Source organism: Streptomyces sp. NPDC051662 (assembly GCF_040681655.1).
GTDB lineage: Bacteria > Actinomycetota > Actinomycetes > Streptomycetales > Streptomycetaceae > Streptomyces.
Window position 1 is genome coordinate 1 of sequence record NZ_JBFAZD010000041.1, and the last position, 25,090, is coordinate 25,090.

The following is a 25,090-nucleotide window of genomic DNA, read 5'->3' on the forward strand; positions in this document are numbered from 1 at the left end:
GCTGCGCCGATTGCGCTTCGCTTCACCCTGGACACCCAACCCTCCACCGCAAGTGCAGCTTTGAGGGGGGCGGCCCGGGGGGAGGGGTCCCCGGGGAAGCACCCATGTGCGGAGGGTTCGTTCCCGGCCTCGGGCCGGTGGGTGGTCTGCGCGGCAGTGGAGTGGGGCGGCCCGGCCCCGGCAAAGCGACTGACCGTCGGGAAGGGGCCGGGATTCATGCCCCGCTGGTGAGGCTGTGTGGGTGGTGGGATGGGTGTGACTCAGGAGGCGCCGAGTGGGCCGGTCCAAGGCGGTGATGTGTCGTGGGGACGACTTAACCGAACCCAGGACGCATCACCCGCCCGAGGGCCCCGGAATGGCCCGCCAAACTGGGACATAGGGGGTGGGTGGCAGGTCCGTCCGCCTCGGCTGACAGGTGCACCCGTCAATGGACTGTCACCAGCGGGGCATGAGTCCCAACACCCCACTCATGCCAGCTCGCTGAGCCGGTGCCGGGCCGCCCCACTCCACTGCCGCGCCCCCACCCACCGGCCCGAGGTCGGCAATGGACGTCCCCATCTACGGATCCCCTCCGGGGACCCCTCCCCCGGGCCGCCCCCCCTCAAAGCTGCACTTGCGGTGGAGGGTTGGGTGTCAAGGGTGGGCGCAGCCCATCGGCTTGCCGACGCGACGTAGGAGCGCCCTTGACGCCCGACCCGGAGCCGCGAAACTGAAGCCTGAGGGGCGGCCCCCACCCGCCATCAAACCCTCCGGGCCACCCCGGATACCCCTCGGTCCTCACCCGCGCCCGACCACCAACCGCCACCAGCGGGGCATGAATCCCGGCTTCCCACATGCCGTCAGCCGCTTTGCCGGTGCCGGGCCGCCCCACTCCACTCCCGCGCGCCCCGCAGGGCTCACCCACCTGCCGTCGGCAACCGGCCCCCGGCACAGCCGGCACAGCCGACACAGCGGTGCTTTCCCGGGGACGCCTCCGCCCCTATCCCTCGGTCCTCACGTCAGCAGAAACGCCGTCGCCGTCGCCGCTCCCAGTGTCGCTCCGGCGATTGTCTGGGCGGGGGTGTGGTAGTTGAGAGCTACGCGGGACCAGCACACCGCCGTCGTCATGGCGTACCCGAGCAGCCACCAGGGGTGGTGGACCACGGCGAGCAGTGTCACGACGGACGAGGCGACCGCCGAGTCGACCGAGATCTTCCATACGGTGTTCACGGCCAGGAGCAGCACCGTCATCGCCCAGAGGGCGAGCATCGTGATGAGGATGCCCGTCGGGGCGTTGCCGAGCAGCATGATGACGGAGCCCGTGCCGATCGAGCCGAGGATGACGAAGAAGATCGGCGCGCGTTTCGTACGGTCGACAACATGGCGGTCGCCCCACCTGCCCCGCTTGCGTTCCCATTCGATGTAGCCGGCGGGTATCAGCCCGGCGCACGCGGCGGCGAGCAGGCCCCAGGGCAGACCGGTCCAGTCCCCTGCGGCGGCGAGGCCGAGGGCGAGCATGCCGATCAGCAGGACATTGCGGGGCTGGAAGATGTCGGTGACGGTGCCGGCCGTGGTGACGGCGCGGTCCGTCCCGGTGGTGGTGCGCACGCCCTTACCGCGATTCCCGGTCCGATTCCCGGTCCGATTCCCGGTTCGATTCCGGGTCCGCCTCCGCGTCCGTACCCCCGTCACCCGTACCCCCACGGCTCCCTCTCCGTCCGGCCCTCGTGTCCTCCAGCAGCGACAGCGCGAATCGCAGCAGTTCCGGGGACAGCTCGTCGTCCCGTTGACCGCGCGCCGTGATTCCGCCGATCTCTCCCGTGCGGCACTTCGCGAGAAACCGGAGTCCGGCCACGACGTCATCGACGACCTCGGACTTTTCCTTGAAGAAACGCCAGTCCACGCCGAAACCCAGCCCGAGAGCCCGAAGGATCTCTTCCGACGGCCGGGTTACCTTCCCGGCGAGGATGTTGGAGAAGTAGCTGTGGGAAAGGGAGCCGCCGCGCTCCTTGACCAGGTCCGCGAAGACCCGGCCCGAGATCTTCTGGCCCGGGAAGGTCTTCTCCACCATGTATTCGACCTTCTGTCGCAACGTTCGCGGTTCCGGCACCCGCTCTTCGCGGCCACCGTCGCCGTCACAGCCGTCACAGCCGCCGCCACCGTCCCCGATGGCCACAGGGTTGACGGGGTCGACATCGTTGTCCATACCGGCCCCCGGTTCGGTCAGCGGGCTCGTACTGTGACCGGCCCCGATGAGGACGCCCCCAGGGTCAGAACACGCTTGCACAACCACTTTACGTCACTGTTAACTCGAAAAAACATGGGCAGGGGGCCACGAGGGGAGTCCCCTGCCCATGCGACTCGCTGACGGCGAATTCCCTTGCCTCGCAGGCCAATCCGGCCGCGGGGAATAGGCGTAGCCCTTCGCGACGGGGGATGCGCGAAGGGCTACGCGTCCATTATGACCCCTCGTCAGGGAATTTCGACAGCGGATCGGCCGCGGACTCCCGGACGCGTGGCCGCGCGGGCGCGGTGTTGACGTAGAAATGTGCTCTACATCACGGCAACGCGGGGCGTTCCGGGGACAGCTCTCAGTGTGAAACCTATCGGCCGCGCCGCATGTCTCGCCGCCCTGATCACCGCCACGGCACTGTGCGCCGGTGACGCGCTCGCGCGTGTCTTTCCGTTCGGCCCCCGCACCCGCAGCGTCAACGATCTGGGCAACCAGTACGTCCCGTACCACGCCTATCTGTGGGACCTGCTGCACGGCAGGGCGGACGGCGATCTGTTCGTCAACTGGCGCTCCGGCTTCGGCTCCAGCCTGCTGCCCGATCTCGGTACGTATCTCACGAGCCCCTTCGCCCCGCTGGTCGCGCTCTTTCCGCGGGACGAGATCGATCTCGCGGTCTATGTGATCACCGTCGCGAAACTGGCCGCGGCCGGTGCCGTGATGGCCTGGCTGCTGCTCCGGCTGCGTCCCGGGAGCTGGTGGGTCGCGGGGGCGCTCGGCGGTTCGTACGCCCTGTGCGGGTGGGCCGTGGCGGACGCCGCGTACAACCCGATGTGGCTGGACGGTCTGATCGCCTTCCCGCTGCTCTGCCTGGTGGGTGAGTGGGCGTTGGCCGGCCGTCGCCCGGTGCTCGGTGCGCTGGTGGTCGCGGTCGTGTGGATTGCTAACTTCTACACCGCCTACATGGCCACGCTCGGTGCCGGACTCCTGCTCCTCGCCCGGCTGTTGATCGACTCGCACCCTGTCAGGGAGCGTCTCGTGGCGCTGCGGCGGGCCGCCCTGACCAGCGCGCTGGGTATGGGTCTCGCCGCGCCGGTGGTGCTCGTCATCTACTTCGGGACGCTGCACGCGTACCCGGGCCGGGACACCGTGTTCTCGGCGGTCCCGTGGACCGATGTGCTCGCCCGGCTGCTGCCCGGCACGTGGGGCTTCGGGAGCCCGGCCCTGTACGTGAACACCGCGGCGCTGCTGCTCGCCCTCACCCTGCCGTTCAACTCGGCGGTGCCGCGACGGGCGCGCCTGGTGCTGACGCTGCTCGTGGTGGCGGTGACGGTGTCGTTCCAGTGGGGCCCCACCCATCTGTTCTGGAACGCGTTCAGCACCCCCAACGGGAGCGCCTACCGCCAGGCGTTCGTTCTGTGCGGGCTGCTGGTGATCGCCGCGTGGTGGTCGTTCTCCCACGGGATCGCCGGCCGGCTTCCCGTGCCTGCCGCGAGCGGAGTGCTGGTGCTCGTCGTGGCCGGTGCGAGCTTCAGCGCGCTGATGTACCGGTGGACGATCCCGCTCGCACTGGTGGGCGCCGCCACGGCCGTCGTCACGCTGATGGTCATGGCCGCCCGTCGGTCCCGTCCACGGGTGGTGGCCTGCTGCGCCGTCCTGCTGATCGCCGTCCAGATGGGCCAGTCCGCGGGGACCACGGCCGTCGCCGACAGGCTGAGGCTGGCCCACGCGGACGACTACGCGCCCTGGGGCGAGCGCCAGAGCGCTCAGCGCGACGCCATCGTGCGGGCGGACGACTGGCCGCGCGACCGCACCGAGCCGGGCCGTGAACAGACCGTCGCGAACGACCCGTTGCTCGTCGGCGGCCAGGGCGCTCAGTACTACAGCAGCATGACCTCCGACGTGCTCAGCCGTACGCTCACGGCGCTCGGCGGCGGCTGGACGTCGCGGGGACGGTCGGTGCAGAGCCTGGACAACCCGGTCACGGACGTTCTCTTCTCCGTGGGTGCCCGGGTGAGTTCCCCTCCCGACCCGCACCAGAGGTGGAATCCCCAGGGGGGCGGCGCGCCGGTGGTCGCGCGCCGCGAGGTGCCGTCGCTGGTCACGGTCCGGCCCGCGGGTCCCGTACCGGAGTTCGGTGCCTCGGCCTTCCGCAACCAGGAGAAGCTGCTCGGCGCCCGGGTCTATACGGTGCCCAGGATCCAGCCCGTGACGACGCGCCGCGGTGTCGCCGCCCGGATCACCGCGTCCTGTCCGACGGGCAGTGAGCCGCAGCTGTGGGCGCCGAACTACTCGGGTACCGCGCGCCTGGTGGACGCGGCCCCCGCGACCGTGGGCCGGTTCCAGGCCGACCCCCGGGACGACCTCCATCCCGACGCCCATCCCGACCGTCATCACGAGCCCCATCTCGGGCCCCGCCCTGTCACCAAGATCGCCGCGATGCAGCCGCTCGGCACCGTCACGTCCTCCGGGCGCGTCACGATCGAACTCAGCCCCGACAAGGGCGGCACGGTCCCGGACGGCGCTCTCGGCTGTCTGGACACCGGCCGGCTGCGCGAGGCCACGCACCGTCTCCAGGCCACCGGAGCCACCGACGTCCGCGTCTCCGGCCACTCCGTGACCGCCGAACTCCCCGCGCACGCCAAGGGGTTCGCGGTGCTCGCCGTGCCGCGTATCGCCGGCTGGCGGTGTGCCGCGGGCGACTCCGCGCCGCGGCCCGCTGACTCGTACCTCGGCCTCGTCGCCGTACCACTCGCCGATTCCTCGGCCCCGACCACCGTCCGCTGTGACTTCCGGCCCCCGGGCCTGCGTATCGGCGCACTGGTGGGAGGAGCCTCCCTCGTCGTCCTCATTGTCCTCCTCGTCCACAGCGGCCGGCTCGCACGGTCGTCGCGGCGAAAGACCCGTCAGGAAGCGTCATGCTGATCTCCATCGTCGTCCCGTGCTACAACGAGGAAGCGGTGATCGACCGTTTCCACGAGCGCGTCACCCAAGAGACCTCCGCGCTCGACCACGGCTCCGACGCCGACGTGTTGTTCGAATTCGTCTTCGTGGATGACGGCAGCAGTGACGCGACACTGCTCCATCTCAGCCGGCTCGCCGACCAGGACCCGCGCGTCCGCTATGTCTCCTTCAGCCGTAACTTCGGCAAGGAAGCCGCGATGCTCGCCGGGCTGGAACACGCCGCCGGTGACGCGCTCATCATCATGGACGCGGACCTCCAGCACCCGCCGGAGCTCATTCCGCGCATGGTGGAACTGCACCGCGACGGATTCGACCAGGTCATCGCCCGGCGCACGCGAAAGGGGGACCGGTTCAGCAGGACCCTCACCGCGCGGGCCTACTACTGGCTCATCAACCGCTTCATGGATGTGGAGATCGTGGACGGAGTGGGGGATTTCCGGCTGCTCTCGCGCCGGGCGGCGGACTCCGTCACGGCCCTTACCGAGTACAACCGTTTCTCCAAGGGCCTCTTCGCATGGGTGGGCTTTCCCAGCACGACGTTCAATTACGAGAACGCCGTACGTGAGGAAGGCACCAGTAAATGGAGCTTCGGCAAACTCGTCAACTACGGTCTGGACGGCCTGCTTTCCTTCAACAACAAGCCCTTGCGCGCCGCCGTCCATCTCGGTGTCACTCTGATGGTGATCGCCGCCATCTACGCCGTGTGGATCGTGGGGGGAGTTCTGACGCGGGGCGTCGACACCCCGGGATACGCGACGCTGCTGGTGGTCATCACCGCACTGGCCGGGGCGCAGATATCGATGATCGGGATCGTCGGCGAATACATCGGGCGCATCTATTACGAGGTGAAGCGCCGCCCGCACTACCTCGTGAAGGCGTCCAATACCCCGACGGTCGGTGTATCGCTGACGGAGTCGGCCGGGCCGGAGCGACAAGTGAGCCGCACCGTACGCTGAGGGTGTTTACCCCCCACGGCACCCGGAGAGGCAACAGATATGGAAACCACGCTGGGCGAAGAGCTCTTACTGCTTGCGCTGGACGACAAATGGGGCTACGAGAAGGAGCCGGAGAAGGTCTCCTGGGCGATCGCCGCGGCGTCCCTCCTGGATCTCGCGCTGGCCGGGCGGATAGAGGTGACCGATGACGTGGTCACCGTCCGCGATCCCGCGCCGCTCGGTGTGCCCGGCCTCGACGCCGCGCTCGCCGACATCGTCGGTCACGACAAGCCGGGCAAGGTCAAGGACTGGCTGCACCACCTGAAGAAGCCGGCGGTGTCCGGCGCGACGGACGGTCTGGTGGAGAAGGGGCTGGTCCGCAAGGAGACCAAGAAGGTGCTCGGGCTCTTCCCCGTGCGCCGCTATCCGGAGGCGGACGGGTCGGCCGAGGCGGCGGTACGGGAGCGGCTCGACGAGGTGGTGCTCCGGGGCGAGGCCCCCGACGACCGTACGGCGGGGCTGGTGGCCCTGCTCCATGGCGCGAAGCTGCACAAGCTGGCGTTCGCGAAGGGCGACGCGCGCGCGATCGAGTCGCGGATGGCGGAGATCGCCCAGGGCCAGTGGGCGTCGCCCGCCGTACGGAGCATCGTCGACGCGGCGCAGACCGCGCTCACGGTGATGGTCACCTCGACGGCGATCGGGGCGGTGATGGGCGCCAGCTAGGGTCGGCCGGACAGGCGGGACTTCGAAGACACGCCCTGGGCGCACCCCCGCCCCCGTACGCCGGCCGGAACCGGCGTACGGGGGCGGGCGGGTCGGCCCGTACCGCTCGCTCAGATCCAGCCGCGCCGCTGCGCCAGATACGCCGCCGCGTGCCGGTTCTCCACCCCCAGCTTGGTGGTCACCGCCGACAGGTAGTTGCGTACGGTCCCCTGCGCCAGCGCCGCCCGTTCCGCTATGTCCTCGATCGGCGCGCCGTCCGCGGCCAGCGTGAGCAGATCGGCCTCCCGCGAGGTCAGCGGCGAGTCACCCGCGCTGATGGCGTCCGCGGCCAGGGTGGAGTCGATGTAGCGGCTGCCGCCGTGCACGCTGCGGATGATCGAGGCGAGTTCCTGCGCGGACACGGTCTTGGAGACGAAACCCTGGACCCCGGAGGCCAGCGCGCGTTTGAGATGGCCGGGCAGGCCGTGGCTCGTGACGATCAGCGTCTGACAGCCGGGCAGACTGCGGTTGAGATCCTCCGCGACGGTGATGCCGTCCTTGCCCGGCATCTGGAGGTCGAGAACGGCGACATCGGGTTTGTGGTGGCGGGCCATGGCCACGGCCTCGGGGCCGGTCGAGGCTTCGGCGACGACCTCCAGGTCGGGCTCGAAGGTCAGCAGTGCGGCCAGCGCGCCGCGGATGAGATGTTCGTCATCGGCGAGGAGGACCCGGATCATTACGATTCCCCGTTCGGTATGTGCACAGTGAGGCGGTAGGTGTTCTTCGGCCCGTAACCGTGGCAGAGGTCGCCGCCGAGGGGCGCGAGCCGCTGCGTCAGCCCGTCCAGACCGGTTCCCTGGCCGGTACCGTCGCCGGACGTGGCACCGTCATTGGTCACCTTGAGCTGGGTTCCCACGCCGTCGCGGCGGTCCACGGTGATGGTGCAGTGGGTGGCCTGGGAGTGCCGCAGTACGTTGGTGACGGCCTCCCTGACGGCCCATCCCAGCGCGATCTGGGTCTTCTCCCCGAAGCCGCCCGCCGGCGGGGCGTGATGGATGACGCAGGTCGCGCCCGCCGCTTCCAGCACCGCGCGGGCGCCGTCGAGTTCGGCTTCCAGGTCGGTGCTGCGGTAGTTCCGTACGACGTCCCTGATCTCCTTGTGCAGTTCGCGCGCGAGGCGCTGCACTTCGACCATCTCCGCCTGCGCCTTGGGATGCTGGGTGAGCCGGGCGGCCAGTTCGCCCTTGAGCGCGATGACGGACAGGTTCCGCCCGATCACATCGTGCAGATCGCGGGCGAACCGGAGCCGCTCCTCCGCCACGACCAGCCGGGCCTGTGACTCCCGGGCCGCGTCCAGCTGCCACATGACGGCCAGGAACCAGACGGAGGAGTGCATGAGAAGGCCGATGACCGCCCATCCCGTCGCGGTGACGGCCAGCACGGGCAGGGTCATCCGGGGGTCGAGATAGAGACTCACGGTCGCGGCGGCGACGGTCTCGGCGAGCGCGGCGCTCGCGTAGAGGCGCAGATTGGCCGTGGGCGACAGGGCGAAGGCGAGCGGCAGCGCCAGGACGACCGACAGCGTGGCGATCGACTGCGTTCCGGTCAGCCATCCCGAGTCGTACAGGTAGGGCATCAGGGCGAGTTGGAGCGCGGTGAGCGCGGCGATCCCGAGCAGCAGCGGTACCGGGAGGATCTGTCGTCCCATGCCGTAGGCCACGGCCGTGGTCGCGCCGATGCCCTGGACGGTCGTGAGCGCGGCGGCCAGGCCCACGGCCGAGCTGGGGGTGCCGCCACGCTGGAGTTGGGCGAGTAACGGCCAGAGGAGGGAAGCGAGCAGGAACCACGGCATCGAACAGAGCATCCAACGTGTGTAGACCGTGGCCTTGTGCACATTGGTCTGGTGCGGCGAGGTCCCCATTTCGCTTCCTCTTCCCCGTTGGTCATGCGGTCAGTCTCTGGGCTCCCACCGGAACCAGCGCCGTACACCCCAGGTCGCCAGAGCGGTCCAGGCGACGAGCGTGGCGACCCTGATGAGCGTGGCGCCCAAGCCCGCATCCTCGCCGGTCCAGCCTGACTGGACCAGGCTGATGGCGGGGGTGAGCGGGAAGTAGTCGAGGACGTCCCCGAAGATGTCCGGCAGAACACCCATGGGGATAAGGGTGCCTGAGGTCAGCAGGAGGAAGAGGAAGCCCATCGTGCTGACCCCCTGGGCGCTCTCCGCGGTGCGTGCCACGGCGGTGGTGAGCGCGGCGGCCGCGGTGGTCAGGAGGGCGCCGAGCAGGATGCCGAGGAGCACCAGCTGCGGGGCGGCGGGCGCGCCGAGACCGGCGATGACCGTGACGGCCCCGGCGATCAGGGCGAACTGGACGACGGCGACCACGATCATGGGGACGGCCGGGCTGGCCAGGATGACGGTGTCGTGGACCTCGCCGGTGCGCAGCCGCTTGAGGAGGTGGTCCTCGCGGCGCAGTACGTAGATGCCGGTGAGCGGTGCGTACAGGGCCATGACAAGGACGATGCCCGCGGAGGTGGAGATCATGACCTGGCCCATGGCGAGACCGGCGCCCGCCAGGTCGTACTGGTCCATGAAGGTGGTCGTGCCCATGGTGATCAGTACGGGGATGACGAGCACGTTGACCAGATTGGTCTTGCTCCGGGCGAAGAGGCTCAGCTCGACCCGGCTCAGCGCGGTGAGGTGTGCGACGGCGGTACTCATTCGGTGCCCCTCGTGGCGGTCCGGGCGACGCGTAGGAACGCCTCCTCCAAGGAGGCGGAGCTGGCGTCGAGTTCCTTCAGGTCGATGCCCTTGTGGCGGGCCCAGAACAGGACTTCGGTCGTGGTGTGCTGCAAGTCGTCGGTGGACAGCTCCATCCGGCCGTCCTTGTCGGCGGCGACGGTGGCCCGCAGCTCGTCCGTCGAGGGGAGGTCGTCGGTGCCGAGGCCCGGCGGGAGGCGGAAGGTGAGGGTGGAGGGGTGGGCGGCGACGATCTCGGGCACCGTTCCGGATGCCGCGATCTCGCCCTGGTGCATGATGGCCAGCTGGTCGGCGAGTCCTTCGGCCTCTTCCAGGTAGTGCGTGGTCAGGACGATGGTGGCGCCGTCGTCATTGAGCCGCTCGATGATCCGCCAGGTGTCATGACGTCCCTCGGGGTCCATTCCGGTCGTCGGTTCGTCGAGGAAGAGGAGATCGGGCCGGCCGAGCGTGGCCATGGCGAGATCGAGCCGCCGCTTCTCGCCGCCCGACAGGCTCTTGACGGTGACATCGCCGCGATGCCCGAGCCCCACCATCTCGGTGGCCTCCGCGACGGGGCGCGGATCGGTGGTGACGGACGCCCACATACGGACCGTTTCGTCGACCGTGAGGTCGGTGGCGAATCCGCCGTGCTGGAGCATGACACCCGTGCGTGGCCGGGTGTGCTTTCGGTCGGAAAAGGGATCGTGCGCGCCGAAAAGACGAATGCTGCCACCGGTGGGGCGGGCGAGACCTTCGAGCAGTTCGACCGTAGAGGTCTTTCCTGCGCCATTTGTCCCGAGCAGAGCGAAGATTTCGCCCTTGGGGACAGTGAAGTTGACGCCCCGAACGGCGGCGAAGCCACGCTTGTCATCGGGCCCGTATCGCCGCCAAAGGTCTGTGACCTCGATCACATTTTCTGCTCCATTGGCATCCATGGGCGAAATCGTCCCCGATGAATGACGGTCACGCCGATGAGAACTGTCATGGCCTCTGATGACGGACGTCATATCGACTTGTGACACATGTCAGAAGACGGATGATCCCCTTCCGAATGCCACTGTGACCTACGTCATACTGGCCTTGTTGGCGCGGGTGCTTTCATCCAACCGCACAGCACGGGGGATCGCCGCTGCCGGCGCGGAGGTTTACCCGCGTATAACGCACTGAGAGCCACCGAATGACCGGTATCGGCCTTATTTGTGGCCGAATTTCAGTGCATGCATCTCGCACGTGCATCCAGTACGTGAACTGATGCATCCAACACATAGCAGAAAGCGGAGCACTTCATGGTGGAGATCGTCTCGTACTTCAACGAGAAGCTGGACCTCGGCGCCATCGACCAGGGTGAGTCCAACTCGGAGCAGAGCCCGGTTCTGGCGACCCCGGCCGCCGCCCTCGCCGCCATCGGTGGCGCCAAGGTCGTCGGCGCGTTCGTCGGTGGCGCGACCCTCGTCGGTGGCGCGTACGCGCTCGGCAAGGCTGTCGGCTAAACATTCCCGCCGGTGGTTTCACATCACCTGCGCGAAAGCGGCTCATTCATTCACGAAATCGAACTGTTGGTAGGAGGAAAAGCATGAACAACATCATCGAGGCAGTGAACGAGATGGACATTCCGGCGGAGGGAAAGGTATTCCCCGACGCCACCCCGGTGCTGGCCACCCCGGGTGCGTTCCTGGGCGGCGTGGCGGTCTCTTCCGCCGTCATCGGCGCCTTTGAGCTCGGTCGCGGCGGCGGTTCGGCCCCGGCCACGCAGCTCTAGTCACAGGCAGTACCTGAATGCAATTCTGCCGGGCCAGAGATGCGTTCTGGCCCGGCAGAACCCTATCCACTCTACGGGAGCCGTCCCCAGGGCGGTTTTGAAAGGAACCCTGTGAGATTCGCACGAAGGATCGCTTCGGCAGTCTTCGGTCCTGTGCCGGTGTCCCGGGACGGGGCGGTGGCCATGTCAGAACGGCTGGCCGCGGTCACCACGCTGACCTCGTCGATCGAATACCTCTCCCAGCGCAAGGAATTGCGCAAGGGCGGGCTCAATGACTGGGACATCGTCAAGGATGTCCAGGCCGCCTCGACACCACTCGTACGGAAGGCGCTGGGCGCCGTCAGCGGACGGCGCACGACGACCGCCCTCCATGTCGCCCGCGCCGCTGTCAGCGCGGGCATGCTGCTGCCGGGCTCCTCGCGCTGGCGCGGCGCGGGCAGCCTCTTCCTCGGTACGACGTCCGCGCTGCTCTATCCGCGCCACCGCTACGGCACCGATGGTTCGGACCAGGTGGCCATTCTGGTGCAGACCGCCACGGGCGCGGCCCGGCTGGTGGAGTCGCCCGCGGCCAAGGACGCGCTGATCTGGTACGTCGCGCTCCAGTCCAGCCTGTCGTACGCGGTGTCCGGCTGGGTGAAGCTGCTCGGGGAGCCCTGGCGGGACGCGTCCGCGCTCGGCGGGATCATGCGGACCAGGACCTACGGCCATGAGCCGATGTTCCGGTGGAAACAGGACCATCCGCGGCTCTCGCGCTATCTCACCCACAGCGTGCTGGCGCTGGAGTGCCTCTTCCCCCTCGTCTATCTCGCCGGCGGCCGGCTGGCCCGCCCGATGATCGCCAGCGCCGCCGCGTTCCATGTCACCAACGGGTTCCTGATGGGCCTGGGGCGGTTCGTGTCCTCCTTCGTGGCCATGCACCCGATGGTGGCGTACACCGCGACCCACCGCCGCCACCCCGCCGTCGAGGGCCGGGACAACCGCGCACCGCTGACGGCCGCGAGCCTGCTGGCCGGCGCCGCCGCGGTGGCCGGTGTGGTCGCCGTACAGCGCCGCCTCCGTACGCTGGAGGGCTGGCACACCACCCGCACCCTCACCACCCGCAACGGCAACGAGCTCCAGTACGAGATCATGTCGCAGGGCGACGCCGACAAGCCCGTGATGGTGTTCGCCGCCGGAATGGTCGCCACCTCCGAGCACTTCTCCTGGGTCACGGAGAAGCTGGCCAAGGAGACCGGGTACGGCGTCGTCACCTACGCCCGCGCCGGATACGCCGGCAGCCGCCGAGGGACCGACGCGCCCTACACCCTGGCCGAGTCCGTCGACGACCTGGTCGACCTCGTGGGCACCGTCTCACCGCGGCGCCGGGTCATACTCGTCGGCCACTCCCTCGGCGGTGAACTCGCCCGCCGCGCCGCCCTCCAGCTCGGGGATCGGGTGCACGGCGTCGTCTATCTCGACTCCTCCCACCCCGACGAGCTGAACCGTTCCAAGCAGCAGAGCGACACCGCGAAGCGGCTGAGCGAGTCCCTGACCCAGATGGTGTGGTTCCTGCGCGCGGGCACCGGGATCCTGATGTCGCGTCCCATCTGGGTGGACGCGCTGCCCGAGGCGTACCGCAAGAAGGCGTTCGCGCAGTACACGGACGTACGGATGTGGAACGCCGGACGGCGTGAATGGGCGGCGGTGGAGGCGGACTTCCGGGCTTTCGAGGGTGAGCTGGAACCGCTGGAGACCCACGGTCTTGTGCTCTCCGCGCAGCAGACCGTCGACCGGGACCCCGACCAGCTGCTGATGCACAACGAGCTGGCCGGGGCGCACCGCGGCGAGGGCCGGCGGACGGAGGTGGTGGTGATCGAGGGCGCCGACCACGACACGGTGCTGACGCAGAGCCGCTTCGCCCATCAGGTGACCGAGCGCATCGTGGCGTTCTGCGACGCCGGACTGCGGACCGACGCGACCACGGACGAGCACGAGGGGGCGGCCAAGTGAGCACATCACCGAGAGAGATCGGCAAGAGCCTGTTCACCGGACCCGGCGCCGGCTGGCGCATCGCCGGGGCCGTGATGCTGGTCAGCACCGTCGCGACCCAGCACCCGAACCAGCTGTTCAACCGGCTCCAGCTGAAGGACACCTTCTCGCTGCTGCCCAACTGGCGGTTCTTCGCCCCGACTCCGGCCATGCACGACTACCACTTCCTCTACCGCACGCGCGGCACGGACGGCGAGACGTCCGCCTGGAAGGGCGTCGATGTCATCGCCGGCCGCAAGATGCGCCAGATCGTCTGGTTTCCCACGCGGCGGCCGGAAAAAGCGATCTTCGACATCTGCAGTGAGATCCTCCATGTGATCGACAAGGGGTTCCCCGTCATCGTGCGGACCTCCGCCTACCGGACGCTCACCGAGTATCTGCGGGCCACGATCCACGAGCAGGAGGAGGCCCGGCTGGTCACGGGATTCCAGTTCGCGCTGGCCCGTGCCACCGGGTACGACGCGAGTCACGACCCCGAGGTCGTGTTCGTGTCGCCGTACACCCCGTTGGACCCCCACAGGGACACGCCAGTGAAATCAGACGTCAAGAAAGCGGTCAAGGCATGAGTGTTGGTGCGTACGTCATCGTTGCGATCGGTGCCGCGATCGCCGCGGCCATCGCGATCGGTGTTCTCAAGAGGTAGCCCCCACCGACTGCCGCCCCTCCCCCCACGAGGGGCGGCACCCGCAGTACCCGAGGAGTTCCCGCATGAACAAGACCCCGGTCATTCTCTGCGCCCTCGCCGCCGTCGCCGTCCTGGTGTTCCTGGCGATCGGCGGCGTCATCAACTATCCGTTCGCCGTCGGGATCGGCACGGCCCTTGTCCTCGCCGCCGGCCTGGAACTGCACAGGAACAGGAAGAGGAGTCACCAGTGAACGAGATAGCTGACATCGGGTACGGTCGCCAGTTCGACGGCTGGTACGACCGGCTGTTCCCGAAGGACGGCGCCGCGGCCGGGGTCGCCAAGAAGATGGCCGGCCTCCACCCCGATCAGTCCACCGGCACCCTGGAGTTCGGCGTCGGCACCGGCCGTATCGCCGTACCCCTGTCCGGGCATGTCGGCCGGGTGACCGGGGTGGACTCCTCCGAGGAGATGCTGGCCACGCTGCGGGCCGAGCCCGGCGCCGCCGAGGTCGAGCCGGTCCACGGGGACATCCGTACGTACACCTCCGACGAGCGGTACGGCCTCGTGTACTGCGTCTGCGGAACGCTCTCCATGCTGCTCACCCCCGAGGACCAGCGGCTGGCCGTACAGCGGGCCGCCGATCTGCTGCGGCCCGGCGGCCGGCTCGTCATCGAGACACACAACAAGCCCGCCATCCTCGCGCTCCACGAAGGGCGCAGCCGCGACACCTATTTCACGCCATATCCGGAACCGGGCACCGGACTCCAGACCCACTCCACACTGCTGCCCGAGGGCTCGCTCTGGCTCTGCTCGCACATCTGGTACGAGTCGGACGGGACCACCCGCGTCGGCTCCGAGGCGTCCCGTCTCACCACCCCGGACGAGGTCGACGCGTACGCGCGCGACGCCGGTCTTGAGCCCGAACAGCGGTTCGCGGGCTGGGACGAGGAGCCCTACAGCGAGCAGTCGCCGATGTTCGTCTCGGTCTACGGCAAGGCCGCGGCGTGAACGTCTGGGGGATGGCCCGCGGGCACCGCGTACTCCTGCTGGTGGGCACCGTCCTGGGACTCCTGGGATCCGCCGCCACGCTGGCACAGCCGCTGGCCATCGGCGAGATGATCAAGGCCGTCGGCGGTGACCGCTCACTGACCGTACCGATCCTGCTGGCGGCGGCGCTGTTCGTGGCGGACGCGGCACTCGCCGCCACCCACGCCTACGCGATCGGCCGGGCGGGCGAGAACATCGTCTTCGACATCCGCCATGTGCTGACCGCGCGGCTGCTGCGCTCCCGTACCGCCGCGTTCGCGCGCTGGGAACAGGGCGACGTCTTCACCCGTATGGTCACCGACACCTCGCTGGCGCGCATCTGCATGGCGCAGGCCCTCGCGCAGATCGTCACCAGCGGATTCATGGTCCTGGGCGGCATCGGTCTGATGATCTGGATCGATCCGCTGCTCCTCGCCGTGACCCTGCTGTGCCTGGGGCTCGCCAGCGTCGTGTCGCTGCTGCTGGCCCGCCGGGTGCGGAAGGTGGCGGTCATCAACCGCGAGGACACCAGTGACTTCGGCTCCGCGCTGATGCGGGTGCTCGGCGCGATGAGCACCGTCAAGGCGTCCCGCGCCGAGAACCGCGAGACCGAGCGCATCACCGGCTTCGCGCGGAAGGCGCGCCGCTCCGGGGTCCGCGTCTCGGCGCTGTCCGCGATGCTCACGCCCGCCATGAACGTCGGTACGCAGGTCGCCCTGACCGCGGTCATCGCCTGGGGGATGGCCCGGGTGGCGACCGGCGCGATGCCGCCCGCGGACCTGACCTCGTTCATCATGTACCTCTTCTATCTGGTGTCGCCGCTGGTGATGCTGTTCATGTCGATCGCCCAGTTCCAGCAGGGCCGCGCGGCCCTGGACCGGATCGGCGAACTGGCCGGCATCGAGCAGGAGGAACTCGACCCCGACGCCGCGCACGTCGCCACCCGGGGCCACGCGATCGCCTTCGACCACGTCTCGTTCACGTACCCCGGCAGCGAGGAACCCGTCCTCGACGAGGTGTCCTTCACCGTCCCCGACAAGGGCCTCACCGCGATCGTCGGCCCCTCGGGAGCGGGCAAGACCACCATCTTCCAGCTGATCGAACGCTTCTACGGGCCCGACTCGGGCACGGTCCGGATGGGCGGTACGGATACGGCGACCATGCCGCTTGAGCAGATCCGCGGCCAGATCGGCTATGTCGAGCAGGACCACAGCCTGATGCGGGGCACCATCCGCGAGAACCTCACCTACGCCACGCCCGACGCGAGTGAGACGGACATCGCGGACGCGCTGCGCATGGCCCATCTCGGCGAGGTGGTCAGGGCTCTGCCCGAGGGCCTGGAGACCGAACTCGGCGAGCGCGGCGCCGGATTGTCCGGCGGACAGAAGCAGCGGCTGGCGATCGCGCGTACGTTGCTGCAACGGCCGCACATCGTGCTGCTCGACGAGGCCACCGCCAATCTGGACAGCGAGGCGGAGGACGCGCTGCGGGACACCATCACCGCCATCTCGGGGACGTGCGCGGTGATCGCGATCGCCCACCGGATCTCGACGATCGCGCAGGCGGAGCAGATCATCGTGCTCGACCGGGGCGGTGTCCGGGCGACCGGCACGCATACGGAACTGACCACGACGGATGATCTGTACCAGCGGCTGTCCAGGCATCAGGAGGTCGCGGCGTGACAGCCGTGGGCGCGGGAATACTCCGGGAGGTTGTCGCATGACCGCGGACGCCGTCGTCGTCGGGACCGGGCCCAACGGTCTGGCCGCCGCCGTCACGCTCGCGAGGGCCGGCCTCACCGTCGAGCTCTACGAGGCCAGGGACACCATCGGCGGAGGGCTGCGTACCGAGCCCCTCTTCGACGACGACGTCGTCCATGACATCTGCTCCGCCGTGCATCCGATGGCCGCGGCCTCGCGCTTCTTCCGCGAGTTCGACCTCGGTGCGCGCGGGGTCGAACTCCTCCACCCCGAGATCAGCTACGCGCACCCCCTCGACGCCGGCGACGCCGGGCTCGCCCACCGCGACCTCGACGCCACCTGCGAACACCTCGGCCCCGACGGACGGCGCTGGCGCCGGCTCATGGCGCCACTGCTCACCCATAGCGAGGGCATCGTCGATCTGATCCTCTCCGGCGGGCGCGGGCTGCCGCGCGATCTGCTGGCCCCGCTGCTCCTGCCCACCAGGGCGCTGGCGCACGGAACCCCGCTCGCCGCGGGGCGGTTCGCGGGCGAGCGGGCGAAGTCCCTGCTCACGGGCGTCGCCGCGCACTCCATCGGCAGACTGCCCACCCTCGCCGCCGCCGGGGTCGCCCTGCTGCTCGGCCATCTCGCGCACGGCACCGGCTGGCCGGTGCCGCGCGGCGGGAGCGCCCGTATCGCGGAGGCGCTGGCGGCCGACATCACCGCGCACGGCGGTACGTTCCACACCGGCCGCCCCATCAAGGACCTGCGCGAACTCGGCGATGCGAAGGTGGTGTTCCTGGACACCAGCCCCAAAGGCTTCACCGCGATCGCCGGTGACCGGCTGCCCGCGCGGTACCGGCGCCGGCTCGACGCGTTCCGCTACGGGCCGGGGGCGGCGAAGGCCGACTTCCTGGTGTCGGAACCGATCCCGTGGGCCAACCCGGAGGTCGGCAGGGCCGGTACGGTCCATCTGGCCGGCACGCAGGCGGAGATGTTCCGCCAGGAGACCCTGACGGCCAGGGGCATCGCCACGTCCGAACCCTTCGTCCTGCTGGTCGACCCGGCGGCCACCGACCCGGGGCGCGCCAGGCCCGGCAAGCGGCCGGTATGGGCGTACGCGCATGTACCGAACGGCGATGACACCGATCCGCTGGAGAGGGTGCGGGCGCGCATCGAGCAGTACGCGCCGGGGTTCACGGACACCATCGTCGCCCAGCGCGGGATCCCGGCGGCGGCGTACGAGGCGTACAACCCGAACTACGTGGGCGGGGACATCGGCGCCGGGGCGATGACCCTCAAACAGTCGCTGCTGCGCCCCACCCCACGGCTCGACCCCTATCGGACCCCGCTGCCGGGGGTCTATCTCTGCTCGGCGTCGACGCCGCCGGGGCCCAGTGTCCATGGCATGTCCGGCTATCTCGCGGCGCTTTCGGCTCTGCGGCGGGAGTTCGGGATCCGGCGGCGGCCGGAGCTGGGGCCGGGACTGGGGCCGGGACGGGCGACGGCGGGTTCCGCTCAGGCGTTGTCCATATGGCCGGAGCCCACGTCTCCACGGGATTGATGGCGGTCCGGGCCGTCCTGCGCGGCCCGGGCGCGCCCCTAGTGTCCGTACACCGTCAAGGGAGACGGACACGAGGGGAGCCGCGATGTGGGACAGCATCTGGACGAAGCGAACCGCCCTGCGGGGCGGGGCGAAACGAGGCACGCCGCCGAGGAGCCCGGCGCGACGGCTGACCACGGCGGGGACGCCGCTCGCCGTGCTGCCCGCCGCGCTGGTCGCGCTGCTGGTCGCGCTGCTCGGTGTGGGCGGCTCGGGGTTTGTTTCCGAGGCGCGGGCGGAGTCGGGGGTTGAGGGACGGGTCGATGCGCGGGTCGAGGGCCGGGTCGATGCGGGGGCGGAGTCGGGGGGCGAGGGCCGGGCCGAGGCACCGGCGGCGGCGCTCACCGAAGTGACGGGCTTCGGTACGAACCCCGGCAATCTGCGGATGTTCCGCTACGTCCCGGACGGCCTGCCCGCCGGCCGGCCCCTCGTCGTGGCGATTCACGGCTGTACGCAGTCGGCGGCGGCGTACGACACGGAGACCGGCTGGACGAAGTGGGCGGACCAGTGGGGCTTCGCGCTGCTGCTGCCCCAGCAGCAGTCGGCCAACAACCTCAACTCCTGCTTCAACTGGTTCGAATCCGGTGACATCGCGCGCGGCGCGGGCGAGGCGCTGTCGGTCAAGCAGATGACCGACCGGATGAAGAGCGATCTGGGCAGCGACGCCGCCCGGGTCTACGCGACGGGGCTGTCCGCCGGGGCCGCGATGACCAACGTCATGCTCGCCGCCTACCCGGACGTCTTCGCCGCCGGAGCACCGGTGGCCGGACTGCCGTACGCGTGCGCGACGAGCGTGATCGGCGCGTACGGCTGCATGAACCCAGGGACCAACCTGTCGCCGTCGGCCTGGGCCGACAAGGTCCGTGCCGCGTACCCCGGTTACGCGGGACCCCGGCCCACGGTCTCGGTCTGGCAGGGGACGACGGACACGACAGTCGTCCCGGCCAATCTGACGGAGACGGTGGAGCAGTGGACCGCGGTCCACGGTACGGACGCGACGCCCGACGTCACTGACACCGTGGCCGGTTATCCACACGCTGTGTACCGCGACGGCGCCGGACGGGATGTGGTGGAGACGTACTCGCTGACCGGCATGGGCCACGGCCAGCCGGTCGACCCGGGTACCGGCGCCGAGCAGTGCGGCACGGCGGGCGCGTACATCCTCGACGTCGGGCTGTGTGCCTCGTACCGGATCGGCCTGTTCTGGGACCTGGCGGGCGACGGATCCCCGGGCCCCGGCCCTGGGCCGGAACCCGGTGCGGGCACCGTCGTACTGCCGAGCCTGGCCGCGGACGACGGCTACGTAAAGGCATCCGCCACCGGAACCGGCGCGGCCGTCGGCACGCTCGAAGGAAGCCTGGGGGTCGCGGTCGGCCGCGGCACGGACGGGCTCCACAACCGGGCCCTGTTCTCCTTCGACACCTCGTCCGTCCCGGACGGGGCGCGCGTAAAGCGGGCGTTCGTGACGGTGACGCGCGCGAGCGGCGCCGGTGACCCGTGGGCGGCGGGCAACCGCCTGGTCGTCGACATCAGAACCGGCTGCTTCGGCGCGACCTGCGCGACGGCCGCCGACGACTGGTCGGCCGCCGCCACGACCGCCGAGGCTGCGGAGATCGGCGCCTTCACCACGGGAGCGAAGTCGTCCACCGCCTTCACGACGGTCAATCCGACGGGCATCACACAGGCCCGCCTACGCCTGGCTTCCGCGCCCGCGGCGACGGCGTATGTCTTCCTCAGGTCGGGGGCGGGGGCGACGCTCACGGTGGAGTGGGAGTAGAAGCCGCCGGTCCTCGGTCCCTGGCTCCTGGTCCGGGGCTTCCCGGACCGGGGGCCAGGGGGCCTGCGGGCCTGGGGCGGGCGCGGGGCGCGGGGTGCGGGGTGCGGGGGCGCGGGCGGCGGGCCGGGTAGCCGTCGTTATCCGGCCTGGCCGGGCCGGTAGTCGCCGGCGGGCTGCTGGATGATGACGTTCCCGCGGTTGAACGCGTTGATGACGGCGATGAGCGACACCAGAGCGGCGAGCTGCTCCTCATCGTGATGCTTGGCGGCATTCGCCCAGGCCGCATCGGTGACTCCACCGCCCGCGTCGGCAAGACGGGTGCCCTGCTCCGTCAACTCCAACGCCGCGCGCTCGGCCTCGGTGAAGACGGTGGCCTCCCGCCACGCCGCGATCAGATTGAGGCGCACCGAGGTCTCACCCGCGGCGGCGGCTTCCTTGGTGTGCATGTCGAGGCAGCCACTGCACCCATTGATCTGACTCGCGCGGATCTTCACCAGCTCCTGCGTGGCGGCAGGGAGTGACGAATCGGCGAGCGCTTTGCCGGCCGAGATGATGTGCTTCCAGACCTTGCCGGCGATCGGGCTGTCGAACATGTTCAAACGGGCGCTCATGGTGAACTCCTCCGTCGTTGTCGATGCCTACACCGACCTGACGGGCGGGACTCGGCACGATGTGACATGGCCGAACGTGACCTGCGTCTCGCTGGGTTACCTGCCTTTGGTCCGGCGACGGGCAGAGGGGGTGGGCGGGCGTTTGCCGCCGGTCGAGCCGCGTCTCGGGGGGATCATCCGGCCTTGCCTCGCCCAGTTGGTCTGTGAGGGAGACCGGCCCCGCGTGTGCGGGGATCACGCCGAGCTGCGCACGCTCCGCGAGGTGAAGCTGGGACCAACCCCGCGTGCGCAGGGACCACCGAATCACGGCACGGCCCCCGCGGGTCGAGCCGGGACCAACCCCGCGTGCGCGGGGGACCACGCCTCGGACTCATAGGCCAGGAACTCTCCGTAGGGACCAACCCCGCGTATGCGGGGACCACATGAGCATGATCGGCGTCGTCTTGTGGGAGCTGGGACCAACCCCGCGTGTGCGGGGACCACCCGATCCATCCGGAACCCCCACATGTCGCGCAGGGAACACCACCCCCGCGTGTGCAGGGACTACCCCTTGGTAACCGTGTGGTGGATTATCACGCCGGGACCAACCCCACGTGTGTGGGGACCACTCATGGTCTCAGCCGAGGAGTTCGGCGAGCTTGGACCAACCCCGCGTGCGCGGGGATCACTGACCGTACGGCGTCCGGCTCAGAACGTTCGGGGGATCAACCCCGCGCGTGCGCAGACCACGACCTGTGGCACCCCGACACCCTCGACGCCCGGGGACCAACCCTGCGTGTGCGGGGACCACGGCGCCAGTTGGACGACCAGCGCGGCGAGCCAGGAACCAACCCCGCGGGTGCGGGGAGCGGTACTTCCGGCTTCACTACCTCCGCCGCTGCCTTGGATCCATCCCCGCATGCGCGGGGACCACGCCTGAGACAGCGCGTCGGCCTGTAACTGATAGGGACCAACCCCGCGTGTGCGGAGACCACTCGTAGTCCTTCACCCACCGCATGGCAAGGCCGGGACCAACCCCGCGTGTGCGGGGACCGCCTTGCTCGACCGCTTGCACAGATCAGCGACGAGGGACCAACCCCGCGTGTGCGGGGACCACGATTATCGCCTCCCGAGCCCGTGCGGTCGGTAGGGACCAACCCCGCGTGTGCGGGGACCACGGTGCTGTCGAGGGCCAGTGGACGCCGGAGAAGGGACCAACCCCGCGTGTGCGGGGACCACAGGGGTCGACCTGGGCTTTTACCCTGCTGAGTGGCCGTTTTTGCTTACTTCTGCGAACTCCGGCATATAGGTGTTCTCTCGCTTCTGCGCTGGCGAGACGGCTCCTCGTTCGTTGCCGGGGCGGCACCCCATCTCCTCCTCGGCGTATCGGAGTCGGCGTCTCCGTCAACTTGACGTGCATGCACCACCGTAGTTGCCCTGCCGTCCGCGCGGGCGCGGCTCCCTGAGGCGAGCCGAAGCGCGGCGGGCGGCCGGGGAGGTGAGGCGCCCGCGCCGCCGACGGCAATCGTGCAGACGTCCCCGGGCCGATCGCCCTGTTGGAGATCTGCCGAGCGCGTATGTTCTCCACGGCACCGTGACTGTTGCTGCCGTACGCCAACCACTCTCCTAGGACGCCCGGTTCAGCGGCACAGAGCCTCGTCCACGACACTTTCGAGATGCTTCGTGGCCGCCCCGTCGGTCGGGATGCTGGTCACCGCGACACCCGCGGCGCGGCCGTCGTCGGTGGCTCCGCCCCGGGTCTCGTATCCCGGGATGTCGCCGCCGTGGCCCCAGTAGACACCGCCGCACGACAGTGGCCTGCTCATGAGCCCCAGTCCGTAGCCGGCGCCGGTGTCCCCGATGGGGACCGTGGTGCGCATCTGCCTGAGCTGGGCCGCCGGGAGGAGGCGGCCGGCCAGGAGCGCGGTGAAGAACCGGTTGAGGTCGGAGTTGGTGGAGATCATCTGCCCCGCCGCCCAGCCCGCGGAGGCGTCAATCTCCGTGACGTCGCGCGGAGGCGCGCCTGCTGAATCCCTGTGGTAGCCCTGGGGATGGGGTTCCCGAATGGTCATGTCACCGGGAGCGGGGAAGTACGTGTGGCGCAGCCCGATGCGCTTGATGACGCGCCGGTCCATCTCCTCGGCGAGGGGCCGGCCGGTGACCTTCTGGACGATCAGGCCGGCCACTACGTAGTTCGTGTTGCTGTACGCCCATTTCGTTCCGGGGGAGAAGTCGGCCTTGCGCTGAAACGCGATATCCAGAAGGTCGCGAGGTTCGAAGTACCGGTGCTGAAGGATGCCGTCGACGACGAGGTCTTCGTACTCGGGTAGTCCGCTGGTGTGCTGGAGGAGCTGACGCACGGTGATGCGGCGGCCGTCGATGTCCTGTCCGCGGACGAGGCCCGGCAGATAGGTGTCGACCGTGGCATTGAGGCCGATCTTCCCTTCAGCGACCAGTTGCAGCACGACCACCGCGGTGAACGTCTTGGTGTTGCTGCCGATCCGCACCTGCCCGTCGTCGGGCACCTTCGCCCCGGTGGCCAGGTCGCCCACCCCTGCGGTGTACGTACGGGCGCGGCCCTCCCGGTCCTTGACGCTCGCCAGCGCGGCGGGCAGGCCATCCGCGCGCACCAATGCGTTCAGGCCCTGCTGGACGGTGTCCGGCCTGGCGGCAGCGAACGCCGCGGGCGGCGCCAGGACACCCAACGTTACGACGCTCACGGCCACCGCAGCCGCGGCCATCACGGCTCTGCGTCGACCACTCCGCTGCCGTCCGGAAGAACGGAACCATTGCCATGTCTGCTCACGCACGAGCCAACTCCTCCGGAAACGTTGGGAAACCAGCGGCATATGCCGAGCCCAGCATTTCCGGATGCGGTCGCCCAGGGCGATCCTGCCATCCGCCCGCTCCAGGTAGGGGTAACCCCCGGTGCACTCAGCGGAGGAACGGGCTCAAGCTGCACGTCGAAGGCGCGTGCGAGCGCGCGGAGAGGGTTGGTTCGGGCCGACTGTCGAACGTTCTGCTCAAGCTTCGGTGCGCCACTCCTGGGTGACGTCTCGGAACTTCCGCAGGGCCAGCCCCGCGCCCGCGGGGATCAAGGTGCGTTGACTCGGGCGAGTCAGCGGTGGCGACCCCAAAGCGTGGAGCTGTCCCCGGTTCTTGGTACGCTCGGGCGCGGAAGCGGGGAAGGGTCCCCGCTTAGTCCAGGGAGTCACCATGCGTGCAGACCACCTCACCGAACTCGCCTCCGCCGCCCCCGACTTCTTCGCCGATCCCTACCCCGCCTATCAGGCCCTCCGCGCCGAAGGACCCGTCCGTCGCGTACGGATGCCCGGGGGTGAAGGGGTCTGGCTGGTGCTCGGGTACGACGCCGTTCGGGCCGGGCTCGGCGACTCGCGGTTGTGCAATGACATCCGGCATTCCTCCGAGTTCGACAGCGACGGCGGTTACGCGATCGGTCGCAACATGCTCCAGGTCGACCCGCCCGATCACACCCGGCTCCGCGCGCTCGTCTCACGGCAGTTCACCGCCCGACGTATCGCGGAGCTGGGGCCGCGTGTTCAGCGCATTGCCGCCGACCTTCTCGATGTCATGGCGCCGGCCGGCGGGGGCGATCTTGTCGACGCGTACGCCTTTCCGCTGCCCATCACCGTCATCTGCGAACTCCTCGGCGTCCCCGCCGCCGACCGCGAGGACTTTCACCGCTGGTCGAGCGCGATCGTCGCCGTCACCGACGCCGAGGCCGCGATGGCCGGTGCCGCCGCGATGACCGAATATCTCACCGGGCTCATCGAGGAGAAGCGCCGTCTCGCCCCCGGGGAGGACGCCGACCTTCTGCACGCCCTCGTCCGGGCTCATGACTCCGACAACCCGGACGGCGACCGTCTCGCGCCCGATGAACTCCTCGGCATGGCGTTCCTGCTGCTTGTCGCTGGGCATGAGACGACCGTCAATCTCATCTCAAGCGCCGTCCATCTGCTGCTCAGGCACCCGGATCAACTCGCCGCGCTGCGTGCCGATCCTGGGCTGATGGAGGGTGCGATCGAGGAGACGCTGCGTTACGAGCCGCCGGCGCAGATCGCCGCGTACCGCTACACCGCCGAGCCCGTCACGCTGGCGGGTACGCCGATACCGCGGGGCGAGCGCGTCGTTCTCTCCCTCGCCGCCGCCAACCGCGATCCCGCGCGTTTCGCGGACCCCGAGCGCTTCGATATCCGCCGTGATCCCGCCGCGAACCGCGCTCAGCTCGCCTTCAGTCACGGCATCCACCACTGTCTCGGCGCACCGCTCGCCAGGCTCGAAGCCTCCGTCGCGCTGCCCGCGCTGCTGGAGCGCTTCCCGGACCTCGCACTCGACGACCTCGCACTCGACGCCGCGTCCGCCGCCCCCGAGTGGCGACCCAGTCTGCTGCGGGGGCTGCGTACACTCCCCGTGCGCTGGTGATCGCCCGAA

The 25,090-nt window shown here is 69.6% G+C and carries 21 protein-coding genes and 1 CRISPR repeat array; of the genes, 13 read left to right on the top strand and 8 right to left on the bottom strand.

What is annotated here, in order from left to right:
* Positions 1 to 993 precede the first annotated feature (993 nt).
* Together AB0M67_RS38340 and AB0M67_RS38345 are read right to left on the bottom strand one after the other, a co-directional pair.
* Positions 994 to 1,587 carry a hypothetical protein gene (locus AB0M67_RS38340; RefSeq protein ID WP_365752413.1) on the bottom strand — a complete coding sequence of 198 codons (594 nt, stop codon included), beginning with the start codon at positions 1,585 to 1,587 and terminating at the stop codon, positions 994 to 996.
* Between the two features lie 4 nt (positions 1,588 to 1,591).
* Positions 1,592 to 2,185 carry a hypothetical protein gene (locus AB0M67_RS38345; RefSeq protein WP_365752415.1) on the bottom strand — a complete coding sequence of 198 codons (594 nt, stop codon included), beginning with the start codon at positions 2,183 to 2,185 and terminating at the stop codon, positions 1,592 to 1,594.
* Between the two features lie 390 nt (positions 2,186 to 2,575).
* On the opposite strand from AB0M67_RS38345, the gene AB0M67_RS38350 reads away from it, so the two are divergent.
* Genes AB0M67_RS38350 through AB0M67_RS38360 form a run of 3 tightly spaced genes read left to right on the top strand, consistent with a single transcriptional unit; the run spans position 2,576 to position 6,831 of the window.
* Entirely contained in the window at positions 2,576 to 5,134 is a 2,559-nt protein-coding gene (locus tag AB0M67_RS38350; protein ID WP_365752417.1) for a YfhO family protein, read from the top strand.
* Positions 5,128 to 6,129 carry a glycosyltransferase family 2 protein gene (locus AB0M67_RS38355; RefSeq protein ID WP_365752419.1) on the top strand — a complete coding sequence of 334 codons (1,002 nt, stop codon included), beginning with the start codon at positions 5,128 to 5,130 and terminating at the stop codon, positions 6,127 to 6,129. The genes AB0M67_RS38350 and AB0M67_RS38355 overlap by 7 nt, the downstream gene beginning before the upstream one ends.
* Positions 6,130 to 6,168: 39 nt before the next feature.
* Positions 6,169 to 6,831 (top strand): GPP34 family phosphoprotein, encoded by a 663-nt coding sequence (locus AB0M67_RS38360; protein ID WP_365752421.1) that lies wholly within the window; start codon positions 6,169 to 6,171, stop codon positions 6,829 to 6,831.
* A 110-nt stretch (positions 6,832 to 6,941) separates the two neighbouring features.
* Here the strand turns inward: AB0M67_RS38360 and AB0M67_RS38365 are convergent, their stop codons facing one another.
* Genes AB0M67_RS38365 through AB0M67_RS38380 form a run of 4 tightly spaced genes read right to left on the bottom strand, consistent with a single transcriptional unit; the run spans position 6,942 to position 10,482 of the window.
* Positions 6,942 to 7,547: a response regulator transcription factor gene (locus AB0M67_RS38365; protein WP_365752423.1), complete on the bottom strand. Its 606-nt coding sequence runs from the start codon at positions 7,545 to 7,547 to the stop codon at positions 6,942 to 6,944.
* Positions 7,547 to 8,731 carry a histidine kinase gene (locus AB0M67_RS38370; RefSeq protein ID WP_365752425.1) on the bottom strand — a complete coding sequence of 395 codons (1,185 nt, stop codon included), beginning with the start codon at positions 8,729 to 8,731 and terminating at the stop codon, positions 7,547 to 7,549. Before AB0M67_RS38370 ends, AB0M67_RS38365 begins: the two co-directional genes overlap by 1 nt.
* A 30-nt stretch (positions 8,732 to 8,761) precedes the next feature.
* Positions 8,762 to 9,529 (bottom strand): ABC transporter permease, encoded by a 768-nt coding sequence (locus AB0M67_RS38375; protein WP_365752427.1) that lies wholly within the window; start codon positions 9,527 to 9,529, stop codon positions 8,762 to 8,764.
* Positions 9,526 to 10,482 carry an ABC transporter ATP-binding protein gene (locus tag AB0M67_RS38380; protein WP_365752429.1) on the bottom strand — a complete coding sequence of 319 codons (957 nt, stop codon included), beginning with the start codon at positions 10,480 to 10,482 and terminating at the stop codon, positions 9,526 to 9,528. The genes AB0M67_RS38375 and AB0M67_RS38380 overlap by 4 nt, the downstream gene beginning before the upstream one ends.
* 351 nt (positions 10,483 to 10,833) lie before the next feature.
* Between AB0M67_RS38380 and AB0M67_RS38385 the strand changes: the two genes are divergently transcribed.
* From AB0M67_RS38385 to AB0M67_RS38425, 9 genes are all read left to right on the top strand, one after another.
* Positions 10,834 to 11,037: a hypothetical protein gene (locus tag AB0M67_RS38385; protein WP_030350808.1), complete on the top strand. Its 204-nt coding sequence runs from the start codon at positions 10,834 to 10,836 to the stop codon at positions 11,035 to 11,037.
* Between the two features lie 83 nt (positions 11,038 to 11,120).
* Positions 11,121 to 11,306, top strand: coding sequence for a hypothetical protein (locus tag AB0M67_RS38390; RefSeq protein ID WP_030350807.1), 186 nt, complete (start codon positions 11,121 to 11,123; stop codon positions 11,304 to 11,306).
* A 183-nt stretch (positions 11,307 to 11,489) separates the two neighbouring features.
* Positions 11,490 to 13,295: an alpha/beta fold hydrolase gene (locus AB0M67_RS38395; RefSeq protein ID WP_365752432.1), complete on the top strand. Its 1,806-nt coding sequence runs from the start codon at positions 11,490 to 11,492 to the stop codon at positions 13,293 to 13,295.
* Positions 13,292 to 13,900: a hypothetical protein gene (locus AB0M67_RS38400; protein ID WP_365752434.1), complete on the top strand. Its 609-nt coding sequence runs from the start codon at positions 13,292 to 13,294 to the stop codon at positions 13,898 to 13,900. Before AB0M67_RS38395 ends, AB0M67_RS38400 begins: the two co-directional genes overlap by 4 nt.
* Positions 13,901 to 14,042: 142 nt before the next feature.
* Complete coding sequence (locus AB0M67_RS38405; protein WP_365752436.1) at positions 14,043 to 14,210, top strand: hypothetical protein; 168 nt, start codon at positions 14,043 to 14,045, stop codon at positions 14,208 to 14,210.
* On the top strand, positions 14,207 to 14,968 hold the full coding sequence (locus AB0M67_RS38410) for a class I SAM-dependent methyltransferase (RefSeq protein WP_365752439.1): 762 nt from the start codon (positions 14,207 to 14,209) through the stop codon (positions 14,966 to 14,968). Before AB0M67_RS38405 ends, AB0M67_RS38410 begins: the two co-directional genes overlap by 4 nt.
* An 11-nt stretch (positions 14,969 to 14,979) precedes the next feature.
* Positions 14,980 to 16,668 (top strand): ABC transporter ATP-binding protein, encoded by a 1,689-nt coding sequence (locus tag AB0M67_RS38415; protein WP_365752441.1) that lies wholly within the window; start codon positions 14,980 to 14,982, stop codon positions 16,666 to 16,668.
* A 37-nt stretch (positions 16,669 to 16,705) separates the two neighbouring features.
* Positions 16,706 to 18,232 carry an NAD(P)/FAD-dependent oxidoreductase gene (locus AB0M67_RS38420; protein WP_365752443.1) on the top strand — a complete coding sequence of 509 codons (1,527 nt, stop codon included), beginning with the start codon at positions 16,706 to 16,708 and terminating at the stop codon, positions 18,230 to 18,232.
* Between the two features lie 85 nt (positions 18,233 to 18,317).
* On the top strand, positions 18,318 to 20,048 hold the full coding sequence (locus AB0M67_RS38425) for a PHB depolymerase family esterase (RefSeq protein ID WP_365752445.1): 1,731 nt from the start codon (positions 18,318 to 18,320) through the stop codon (positions 20,046 to 20,048).
* Positions 20,049 to 20,185: 137 nt separating this feature from the next.
* On the opposite strand, the gene AB0M67_RS38430 is transcribed toward AB0M67_RS38425, so the two are convergent.
* Together AB0M67_RS38430 and AB0M67_RS38435 are read right to left on the bottom strand one after the other, a co-directional pair.
* Positions 20,186 to 20,659, bottom strand: coding sequence for a carboxymuconolactone decarboxylase family protein (locus AB0M67_RS38430; protein WP_365752447.1), 474 nt, complete (start codon positions 20,657 to 20,659; stop codon positions 20,186 to 20,188).
* A 209-nt stretch (positions 20,660 to 20,868) separates the two neighbouring features.
* A CRISPR array of direct repeats spans positions 20,869 to 21,877; the repeat unit is 30 nt; unit sequence AGGGACCAACCCCGCGTGTGCGGGGACCAC.
* A 401-nt stretch (positions 21,878 to 22,278) separates the two neighbouring features.
* A complete protein-coding gene (locus AB0M67_RS38435) occupies positions 22,279 to 23,448 on the bottom strand; it encodes a serine hydrolase domain-containing protein (protein ID WP_365752449.1) in 1,170 nt (389 codons plus the stop codon).
* Between the two features lie 406 nt (positions 23,449 to 23,854).
* Between AB0M67_RS38435 and AB0M67_RS38440 the strand changes: the two genes are divergently transcribed.
* The gene (locus AB0M67_RS38440) at positions 23,855 to 25,081 is read left to right on the top strand and encodes a cytochrome P450 (protein ID WP_365752451.1); all 1,227 of its coding nucleotides are present in this window, start codon (positions 23,855 to 23,857) and stop codon (positions 25,079 to 25,081) included.
* The last annotated feature ends 9 nt before the right edge of the window (positions 25,082 to 25,090 follow it).

What these genes read in the sequence shown, in the direction of transcription:
- AB0M67_RS38345 (WP_365752415.1), bottom strand. Translation starts at nt 2,185, where the DNA reads ATGGACAACGATGTCGACCCCGTCAACCCTGTGGCCATCGGGGACGGT.
- AB0M67_RS38355 (WP_365752419.1), top strand. Translation starts at nt 5,128, where the DNA reads ATGCTGATCTCCATCGTCGTCCCGTGCTACAACGAGGAAGCGGTGATC.
- AB0M67_RS38360 (WP_365752421.1), top strand. Translation starts at nt 6,169, where the DNA reads ATGGAAACCACGCTGGGCGAAGAGCTCTTACTGCTTGCGCTGGACGAC.
- AB0M67_RS38365 (WP_365752423.1), bottom strand. Translation starts at nt 7,547, where the DNA reads ATGATCCGGGTCCTCCTCGCCGATGACGAACATCTCATCCGCGGCGCG.
- AB0M67_RS38370 (WP_365752425.1), bottom strand. Translation starts at nt 8,731, where the DNA reads ATGGGGACCTCGCCGCACCAGACCAATGTGCACAAGGCCACGGTCTAC.
- AB0M67_RS38375 (WP_365752427.1), bottom strand. Translation starts at nt 9,529, where the DNA reads ATGAGTACCGCCGTCGCACACCTCACCGCGCTGAGCCGGGTCGAGCTG.
- AB0M67_RS38380 (WP_365752429.1), bottom strand. Translation starts at nt 10,482, where the DNA reads ATGGATGCCAATGGAGCAGAAAATGTGATCGAGGTCACAGACCTTTGG.
- AB0M67_RS38385 (WP_030350808.1), top strand. Translation starts at nt 10,834, where the DNA reads ATGGTGGAGATCGTCTCGTACTTCAACGAGAAGCTGGACCTCGGCGCC.
- AB0M67_RS38390 (WP_030350807.1), top strand. Translation starts at nt 11,121, where the DNA reads ATGAACAACATCATCGAGGCAGTGAACGAGATGGACATTCCGGCGGAG.
- AB0M67_RS38395 (WP_365752432.1), top strand. Translation starts at nt 11,490, where the DNA reads ATGTCAGAACGGCTGGCCGCGGTCACCACGCTGACCTCGTCGATCGAA.
- AB0M67_RS38405 (WP_365752436.1), top strand. Translation starts at nt 14,043, where the DNA reads ATGAACAAGACCCCGGTCATTCTCTGCGCCCTCGCCGCCGTCGCCGTC.
- AB0M67_RS38415 (WP_365752441.1), top strand. Translation starts at nt 14,980, where the DNA reads ATGGCCCGCGGGCACCGCGTACTCCTGCTGGTGGGCACCGTCCTGGGA.
- AB0M67_RS38420 (WP_365752443.1), top strand. Translation starts at nt 16,706, where the DNA reads ATGACCGCGGACGCCGTCGTCGTCGGGACCGGGCCCAACGGTCTGGCC.
- AB0M67_RS38425 (WP_365752445.1), top strand. Translation starts at nt 18,318, where the DNA reads ATGTGGGACAGCATCTGGACGAAGCGAACCGCCCTGCGGGGCGGGGCG.
- AB0M67_RS38430 (WP_365752447.1), bottom strand. Translation starts at nt 20,659, where the DNA reads ATGAGCGCCCGTTTGAACATGTTCGACAGCCCGATCGCCGGCAAGGTC.
- AB0M67_RS38440 (WP_365752451.1), top strand. Translation starts at nt 23,855, where the DNA reads ATGCGTGCAGACCACCTCACCGAACTCGCCTCCGCCGCCCCCGACTTC.